Source organism: Marivirga lumbricoides, assembly GCF_014636295.1.
Classification (GTDB): Bacteria; Bacteroidota; Bacteroidia; order Cytophagales; family Cyclobacteriaceae; genus Marivirga; species Marivirga lumbricoides.
Window position 1 is genome coordinate 485180 of record NZ_BMEC01000002.1, and the last position, 7549, is coordinate 492728.

Below are 7549 nucleotides of genomic sequence, written 5' to 3' on the forward strand. Positions count from 1 at the left end.
AATTTTTCCTGACCAGCAACAATCGCTGGCAAGCATTTGCAAGTACTTATTGATCGGTTGTTCTTTAAAACTTCAACTGTGCCTGAATTCGCATTAGTCTTCCTTTTTGATGGTTAACAGGGTTTTCAAAATCTTCATATCTTCGATCTGAAAATGTATATTCAGCTAATAATTCAAAATGAGGTATTGGATGCCATTCGATTCCTATTTCAGTATCTTTAACAGTATAACTACGAGCATCCAACTCGTGCTTTTTTCCACCATCATAAAATTGTAAGCGAATAAATGGATAAAACTGTTGATGCCATTTTTCTATAAAATAAGAAAATGTAGCATATCCACCCTGAAGAGGGGAAACCTGAATGGTATTGGTGGCTTTATCAAACTCCGGCCCCCTACCAAAGTTATATTCTGCCTGAATACCGAAAGGTTGTGGATAGAGTATAAAGGATAATGCTGCTCGCTGGTCTGTATAACCACCTGTGTTAACATCAATATTTGAACTATGCTCTGTTACAACATATTTTCCTGAATAAGCCTGTATGCCTGGTTCTATTACCTGATTCCCCAGTTCTATAGGATAGGAAAAACGTGTCACAATATGGAATACATCATTTTCATCAAAGTGATTGGCAGTTTGCCCATTGTAAAACCCCAATGCAAATAGTCCAAAATCGCCACCGCTTAAGCCTGCTTTTCTAAGGCCTTTTATAAGTTCTCTTTTTTCCCGGGTAGCCCAATAGAAGAAAATTCCAAGGTCCCGCTCATCTTTTACAGCGCTATTGAGGGCATCATTTCTATCTAGTGGCAATCTATTACTGCTCGACTGCATATTTTCAAACCCGAAAGGCACTTTGCTTTGCCCGATTCTAAGACGAAATTCATTCTTTTTATCCAAGCCAACATCTATGTAGGCATCTTTTAAGCGACCTACATGGTGTGCTTCGCCTATAGACTTGGCAAAATCGGGTTGAAAATAAAAAAATAAACGAGGTGAAATTTGTCCCTTAATTTTAAAGCGGACACGTCTGAAAGAAAGTCCCCCACCCTCTTCTCCCCAATTCTCATCACACTGTTCACAGTTTAAATTAGGGTTTGTTTCAAATAAGCCATTATAGCGAACCTGGATGTATCCACCAATGTGGATCTTTTCATACCACTTTTGGGAACTATTCTTTTCTTGTGCCAGCAGTGAACAATTCACCACTAGCACAAAGATACCTGACAGAAATAAACGCATTAATCAGCTATTTTACTTAATACTTTACCTTCTGAATCTATTACAATATCCCAATCGGTTTGAGTTAGTGCATTAAGCTCCATTTTATAGACTACTTTTCCATTGTCGGTTATGCGTTCTAAATCATCAATAGAATAACCTTTGAAGTCTGTTTCTATTCTGTCACTTACTGCTTTAGGTAATTCACTTTTAGAAATATCTTCTTTGTGCTTTACCATTTTGCCTTCAGCATTGTACCATACTTCGTGATCTGTGTTCCAGCCAATTTCAAACTCAACATTGTAAAAGTTGCCATCCATTTCCCATTCCACATCTGTTGCTTTTGGAAATCTACTTGTGAATTCATTTACAATAATTGAAGGCACCTGGCTTTGCGGAATGTCTTGTGCCTGCAAAGTCGATCCCATGAATAGTATTACTGCGAAAATTAAAATTTGCTTTTTCATCTTGTGATTTTTTTAGGTTAATCATTTAATTACAAGACAAAGGAAAGACCCGAATCTGGAAAGACTTGGGAATGGAGTTTATTCAGGAGAAAATTCTATCTGAAAAGAATGTAAAGTGTTATCAAAAGAATAAGAAACCTTAAAACTGTACAAATCTGCAATAGCTTTTACAATGGCTAAGCCCAAACCTGTGCCCTTAGCATTACTATTGGTTTTATAAAAACGATTAAAAATAAGATTCCCATCAAGTTTTTGCGAGTTACTTGTGTTGCTTACTTTGATAAGGTTATCAGAAATTTCTACTGATACACTCCCGTTCGAAACATTATGAAAAATAGCATTTTTTAATAGGTTTGAGATAATCACATTAGCAAGTGAACTATCCATTTGAACAGATAACTTCGCAGTTTCAATGAAGGAAAGATTCACATTTTTGAAGTGGGCAATTTCCTCAAAATCACTAATATTTTTTTGAACCACTTCATTAAATAAAACACTTTGATTGTCTAAGAACTGTTTGTTTTCTATTTTGGACAATAACAACAATGATTTATTTAAACGAACCAGACGTTCAATAATACTCATTATTTCTCCAATGTTTTCGGCTTGCTTATTTTGAAGGTTCCCCTCTTCAATCAGGAGTTCTAATTTGTTGGTGACAATTGCTAAAGGTGTTTGCAATTCGTGTGAGGCATTTCCTATGAATTGTTTTTGCTGCTCATAGGCTTCGATAGTATGTAGTAACAATGTATTTACAGCAGTTTGTAAATCGTTAAATTCCTTTGTTTTGGTTTTTACAGTGGGCAGAGTCGGGCTTTTTCCCAAACGGTATTTCTTTAACTGATTTAAAAGGTCATAAAAAGGCTTCCAAAGTTTTTTTAGGACCAGATTGTTGATGAAAATGATACTAATTATCAAACTAATGTATAACCAAATAATATCGTAGAGAAGCTCTTTCATTAAATCGTCTTCTTCTACCATTGAGTTGGCAACTTTCAGTTCGTAATATTCATTGTTTAGTTCAAATGCGGTAATGAGCATCCTGACTGGTTCTGGTTCCGGTGCTTCATCATCCGCATCCTGCATATATAGAATGGTATCAAGATATTTATCTTTTACTGAGAGTGCCTGCTGTTTATCAATTTTTTGAATAGTGAAAAAACTTTCGTCAAAATATTTTTTTGTAAGTATGGTTGAATCCTTTTCTGCATTTTGAATGATGATTCGTTTATAATTTTCAAGCCCCTCGTCAATGCTACTTTTTATTTCATTAAGCATATTAAAATAAAAAATAACGGCCCAAACCGTAACAATTGCCAGTATTGATACGGATAAATATTTTATGGATTGGTTAAGAAGCTTCATAAGGCAACAAGTTTGTATCCGATGCCATAAATGGATTCAATTTCTATTTCTGCTTTAGATGATTGCAGCTTTTTTCTTAAGTTTTTTATCTGGTAATATACAAAATCATAATTGTCGGCATTATCAGAGTTGTCTCCCCAAACGTGTTCAGCTAATGCAGATTTTGTAACCAGTCGGTTTTTGTTGAGCAAAAAATAATTCAATATATCGAACTCTTTTCTGTTGAGAGGAATGCTTTGATTGTTCACAAGAAATGATCTTTCAGTTAAATCTAAAAGGATATTGCCCAACTCAATGGTGTTCTTGCCTTCTAACCTTTGTCTTCGTAGAACCGCTTTCACCCTTGCGTTAAGCTCCGCCAGGTGAAACGGTTTGGTAAGATAATCGTCTGCTCCAAGTTCCAGTCCTTTCAATTTGTCATCCAAGGAATCTTTTGCAGAGATAATGATTACATTTTCGCTCTTATCCTCTTTTTTGAGTTCTGCCAAAATATTTAGTCCACTGCCATTAGGTAGCATAATATCAAGTAAAATGCAGTCGTACTCATAAATGAGAATCTTATCGAGGGCACTATGATAATCACTAGCGGTTTCTACGAGAAATTTTTCTTTTTCAAGTGATTCTTTAATGTTGCTAAGCAACTGTGGTTCGTCTTCGATTACTAAAATTTTCACGCCATAAATTTACTGTAAGATGTGGGAAAGAATTGGGAATTGCTGTAGATTTTACGATGCGAAAGCATTGTTATCACCTCTAACTACAAACATTTAAACCTGCGGTTTAAATCAACAGATTCCCTTCTCCCGATAAGGGTCGGGACAAGTTGCAAGGGAATAGCCTGCCCCGCAATTTAAGCGGGGACGTTCTAATTGCATTTCCGGAGGTGCCACTTGTGCAAAAAGGGAATAGTCTGCACCACAATTTAAGCGGGAACCTACTAATTCTATTTTTCCTTAAAGATACTATTTAAGCTGCCATAATTTCAGATTGCCCTTTTGCCTGAACCAAGTACAATGCCATCAGATGCCGTCATTCCCGAAGTTTTCGTAGGGCAACGGAGAAAACTGTCGGGAATCTTTTCAACGATGCGAAAGCATTGTTATCACCTCTAACTAAAAGTATTAAAACCTGTGGTTTAAAATCAACAGATACCCTTCTCCCGATAAGGGTCGGGACAAGTTGCAAGGGAATAGTCTGCCCCGCTATTAAAGCGGGGACGTTCTAATTGCATTTCCGGAGGTGCCACTTGTGCAAGATGGGAATAGCCTGCACCACAATTTAAGCGGGAACCTGCTAATTCTATTTTTCCTTAAAGATACAATTTAAGCTCCCATAATTTCAGATTGCACTTTTGCCTGAACCAAGTACAATGCCATCAGATGCCTTCATTCCCGAAGTTTTCGTAGGGCAACGGAGAAAGCTGTCGGGAATCTTTTCAACCATGCGAAAGCATTGTTATCACCTCTAACTACAAACATTTAAACCTGCGGTTTAAATCAACAGATTCCCTTCTCCCGATAAGGGTCGGGACAAGTTGCAAGGGAATAGCCTGCCCCGCAATTTAAGCGGGGACGTTCTAATTTCATTTCTGAAGGTGCCACTTGTGCAAAAAGGGAATAGTCTGCACCACAATTTAAGCGGGAACCTACTAATTCTATTTTTCCTTAAAGATACTATTTAAGCTCCCATAATTTCAGATTGCACTTTTGCCTGAACCAAGTACAATGCCATCAGACACCGTCATTCCCGAAGTTTTCGTAGGGCAACGGAGAAAGCTGTCGGGAATCTTTTCAACCATGCGAAAGCATTGTTATCACCTCTAACTACAAACATTTAAACCTGCGGTTTAAATCAACAGATTCCCTTCTGCAAGGGAATGACGTTCTAATTGCATTTCCGGAGGTGCCCTATAACATCTAGACATGCAGCTGTGCCTTTGAAGTTATTAAATTTTTCTAAATAGCTAATTGTTTAAAAAAATCTTTTATATCCTTTGCTAACAAATCTGGTTGCTCCATTGCTGCGAAATGTCCACCAGCCGGCATTTCAGTCCAATGGGTGATATTGAATCCTTTTTCGATATATGAACGTGGTGGCGTAGGTAATTCTTTCGGGAATTTTGCAAATGCAACAGGGATTTTTATATAATCATTTTCACCAAACTGTAAGGGATGTTTGCTGTTTTCATTATACATTCGGATGGATGAATGAATCGTTTGAGTCATCCAATAGAGTGTTATGTTGGCAAGTAATTCATCCTTTGTAAATATAGAATTGATCTCCCCATTGTTATCGCTCCACGAATTAAATTTTTCAATAATCCAGGCACATAATCCTACTGGCGAGTCATTTAATCCGAAGGCTAATGTGATGGGCTTTGTACTTTGTATAAATGAATATGCAGCTTCTTTAGAAGCCCACTCTGATGCGTATTTTTGGAAAGCTACCACTTCATCTGTCAATTGCTCCCCGTCTTTTAAAAATGGTTTGTAAGAGCCAGAAATGTAATTTAGATGCAAACCAATTAGGTTGAGAGGATATTTTAAAGCGAGCCAAGAGCTAACCCCGGAACCAATATCTCCGCCTTGTGCTCCGTATTTTTCATATCCCAATTCCATCATTAACTTGTGCCATAAATGCGCCACAAATTCCGAATTGCAGCCTTCAACCTGACTTTTCCCTGAATATCCAAACCCAATAAGGGAAGGGATCACTAAATCAAAAGAAATTTCTTCATCATTAGTCAACAAAGGTATTAGCTTAAGCATTTCGATAAAGGAACCCGGCCAACCGTGAGTTATGATTAATGGAATTCTTTTTTTGCCTTTTCCTTCAACGTGTATAAAGTGAATATCATAACCATCAATGGTTGCAATGAAATTTGGAAAAGAATTTATTTCAGCTTCTACTTTTCTCCAGTTGAATTCGTACAGCCAATAATTGGATAATTCTTTCATAAAAGAAAGATTGGTTCCGTAAATCCAATTTGAGTTAGCTATTTCATCTGGCCAGCGTGTATTTTTAATTCTATTTTTTAAGTCATCAAGAATTTCTTCGGAAATATTGGCTGAAAATGGTCTTATCATTGTTGTTATTTGTAAAATTTTCTGTTTCAGCTCAAATGGTAGTTAACACCAATGTATGAATTCGAGGCTGATTAAAAGTACTAAAATTTTAGTTTACTTCCGAGGCAATCAGCAGGATTGGCTTGCTAACTTTTTCTAACACAGTAAGTCAATTCTGCAGATTGACCAAGCTTCCCACAAAGAGCGAAAGAAACAATAATCTACTGAACAGCTATGATTTATTATAGAATATTATAGAGAGTTTATTTAACATTGATAACTTTTCCGCCTTTAATAAAATACATGATCATAGTTGCAAAAAGGCTAATTATTAACCCCGAAATTTGACCTAAAATCAAAAGAAATAAAGAAAACCATAAATTAAATCTCCCTTCAAAAACAGTTATAATAATGATTTCAGAGAATGCTATTAGCCACAGAATTGAAAAATAGCTAGCAGTCAGTCTAAATATTTCTTTATAGGAATTTTGCATGGTGAATAACTTTGAATAGGACCAAAAGCTAAGAATCCACATTAGTAGCATTATGCCAAAAAAAGTATAGGTACCAATATCCCCAAAGCTAAACCCTCCAAAGTTTCCTGGGATTATTAAGATTTGAAGAACAAGCAGAGCTAATAAACTAAAAGTAAAAGAATGTTTTAATTTGTTCGAAGATGATATTTTTTCCAATAAAAAAGGTATTCTTACTCCCTCTTCTTGGACGGATATAAACATCTGTTTTTGACCTAAATTTCTCTTCGAAAAGCCATTACTACTATATTTCAATGACTTTTGCTTGTCTATAGTAAAAGGTTTATTTTCTATCTTTTTTCTACCATAATGCTCTTGAAAATAGTTAAGGAATTGAATATAATTTTCTTCACTTATTTTGAGACCACTTGACTTACCATTTTCTACAATAAAATATTCATAAGCTGAACCATCTTTCTTTTTTTTAACTGATATGTCATTAGTAGATTTTCTCTTGTTTAATGCATTTTCTAGATTCTTTAGTTGTTTAGCATTATTAACAGATTCACTAAAAACTAACCATCTACGATAATCAGTTTCAAATTCAATATCTCGATTAGTATCCATTGGCAATTATTATAATTCTCAATAACATCCGAACAAGATTACCATAGTATATTTTATCGCCTTGCTTTTTAAGGCCATGAACATAACTTCTTTCTTTACCAAATCCTAACACTCCATCGAAAAGCAATAAAAAACACTTAAAAGTAAGTAGTATTAAAAATAAATTTCCGGAAGCTTTTTATGGTTTATGACTTGACATTTACTATTGTAAGCTTCCCTTAAAACCGAACTGTTTAAAAGTATAGAAATATTTATTAATTTTAAACAGTAGTTATGAAGAAGAGTAAATTTTCACCACAACAAATCGCACGGATTTTAAAGGAATTCGATAAC

Annotated in this window: 6 protein-coding genes; all 6 read right to left on the reverse strand. The window is 35.4% G+C overall.

The window, feature by feature from the left end; translation table 11 throughout:
- Window positions 1-64 precede the first annotated feature (64 nt).
- Complete coding sequence (locus IEV85_RS04765) at window positions 65-1240, reverse strand: porin (protein ID WP_188460689.1); 1176 nt, start codon at window positions 1238-1240, stop codon at window positions 65-67.
- A complete protein-coding gene (locus IEV85_RS04770; RefSeq protein WP_188460692.1) occupies window positions 1240-1686 on the reverse strand; it encodes a PepSY-like domain-containing protein in 447 nt (148 codons plus the stop codon). The genes IEV85_RS04765 and IEV85_RS04770 overlap by 1 nt, the downstream gene beginning before the upstream one ends.
- 78 nt (window positions 1687-1764) lie before the next feature.
- Window positions 1765-3051 (reverse strand): sensor histidine kinase, encoded by a 1287-nt coding sequence (locus IEV85_RS04775; protein ID WP_188460694.1) that lies wholly within the window; start codon window positions 3049-3051, stop codon window positions 1765-1767.
- Window positions 3048-3725, reverse strand: a complete 678-nt coding sequence (locus IEV85_RS04780; protein ID WP_188460696.1) for a response regulator transcription factor — start codon at window positions 3723-3725, stop codon at window positions 3048-3050. The genes IEV85_RS04775 and IEV85_RS04780 overlap by 4 nt, the downstream gene beginning before the upstream one ends.
- A 1281-nt stretch (window positions 3726-5006) precedes the next feature.
- On the reverse strand, window positions 5007-6137 hold the full coding sequence (locus IEV85_RS04785) for an epoxide hydrolase family protein (RefSeq protein ID WP_188460698.1): 1131 nt from the start codon (window positions 6135-6137) through the stop codon (window positions 5007-5009).
- A 242-nt stretch (window positions 6138-6379) separates the two neighbouring features.
- Window positions 6380-7216, reverse strand: a complete 837-nt coding sequence (locus tag IEV85_RS04790; protein ID WP_188460700.1) for a hypothetical protein — start codon at window positions 7214-7216, stop codon at window positions 6380-6382.
- Window positions 7217-7549 lie beyond the last annotated feature (333 nt).

Excerpts from the sequence above, each read along its gene's own strand:
- IEV85_RS04765 (WP_188460689.1), bottom strand. The coding sequence starts at position 1,240 with ATGCGTTTATTTCTGTCAGGTATCTTTGTGCTAGTGGTGAATTGTTCA.
- IEV85_RS04770 (WP_188460692.1), bottom strand. The coding sequence starts at position 1,686 with ATGAAAAAGCAAATTTTAATTTTCGCAGTAATACTATTCATGGGATCG.
- IEV85_RS04775 (WP_188460694.1), bottom strand. The coding sequence starts at position 3,051 with ATGAAGCTTCTTAACCAATCCATAAAATATTTATCCGTATCAATACTG.
- IEV85_RS04785 (WP_188460698.1), bottom strand. The coding sequence starts at position 6,137 with ATGATAAGACCATTTTCAGCCAATATTTCCGAAGAAATTCTTGATGAC.
- IEV85_RS04790 (WP_188460700.1), bottom strand. The coding sequence starts at position 7,216 with ATGGATACTAATCGAGATATTGAATTTGAAACTGATTATCGTAGATGG.